At 39.4% G+C, this 1154-nt stretch carries 2 protein-coding genes; both read right to left on the reverse strand.

What is annotated here, in order from left to right; genetic code table 11:
- The coding region (locus AB4496_RS14980) for a septation protein A (RefSeq protein ID WP_372131256.1) at positions 1–591 on the reverse strand (591 nt) is incomplete at its 3' end.
- 133 nt (positions 592–724) lie between these two features.
- A complete protein-coding gene (locus tag AB4496_RS14985) occupies positions 725–973 on the reverse strand; it encodes a hypothetical protein (protein WP_032555183.1) in 249 nt (82 codons plus the stop codon).
- Between the last annotated feature and the right edge of the window lie 181 nt (positions 974–1154).

A 1154-nucleotide genomic window follows, 5' to 3' on the forward strand; every position in this document is an offset into this window, starting at 1 on the left:
CTCTTGTTGCGTATCGTTTTGTGTTTCTTGGTCTCTTTGCTGATGCTTATCTTTTGGCAAATGTTGGTCTTTTGGTAAATGTTTATAGATATAAACGCCCGTTAGTAAGGTAAATGCAAAAGTAGCGATCAGTAAGCCAAACACTTTGAAGTTGACCCACACATCCAATGGCAGGTTGAAAGCAACGTAAACATTGAGGATCGCACACAATGTGAAGAACAGAGTCCAAGCCCAGTTGATCTTGCCCCACACTGCTTCAGGAAGAGAGATCTCTTTACCCAACATGCCTTTAATCGCTGATTTGCCCATTAGGTGACTGACTGTAAGGCCGATAGCAAATAGCGCATAAACGATGGTCACTTTCCATTTTATGAAGTTGTCATCATGCAAAAAGATGGTCATGCCACCAAATACGGCAACCATTAGAAAGGTGATGATCTGCATTTTTTCTACTTTCTTGTAGATGATGTACGTCAAAATGATTTGTACTGCGGAAGCAACAATCAATGCACCTGTAGCCGTGTAGATGTCGTACATCTTGTAAAGCGCAAAGAAAATAATGAGAGGAATGAAATCAAGAATTTGCTTCATGTGGCACTGACTATCCAGTTAGTTGAGTTGCAGACAGTCTAACCAAAACTGTCTCGATGCTAAATAGCTCGAGACAATTGGGTGCTAATTAATTCAATCTAACCGATTATCGTGTTTAGCGAACTCTAACAGGTTAACGCATTGACGAGGTTTGATAGCGAGGTATTAGCTTCTTGATGTCTTCAAGGTAACCTTCACTTTTCAAACTGTCTAATGTGTTTTCGAGTTCTTGTTCGCTCATGGTAAAACACGTCGATTTACCGGTCGTTAAGTCGAGATACTCGTGATATTCACGCTCTGTGAAGTGGCCAATTCTGTCCATTAATAGAGTTTTAATTCCATGGTGAATTAAGCCGTAATATGTATGTCGTTGTAAGGTCATAGCCTATCCTCCGTGACAAGCTGCAATGTTATTGGTGCAACCTGCTGTATATTAGTTGGGTTATCTATGACAAAGCAATTCGAATGCCATTTAATCCATTGGGGTAGAATTTCTGACGTAAAAAGTTGAATTAATTTTCTTTTCAACTAGTTAAAGAAACGTTCGTTCTATTCTATAGATA

Source organism: Vibrio sp. 10N.222.46.A1, from assembly GCF_041473595.1.
Taxonomy (GTDB): domain Bacteria; phylum Pseudomonadota; class Gammaproteobacteria; order Enterobacterales; family Vibrionaceae; genus Vibrio; species Vibrio tasmaniensis_A.

Excerpts from the sequence above, each read along its gene's own strand:
- AB4496_RS14985 (WP_032555183.1), bottom strand. The coding sequence starts at position 973 with ATGACCTTACAACGACATACATATTACGGCTTAATTCACCATGGAATT.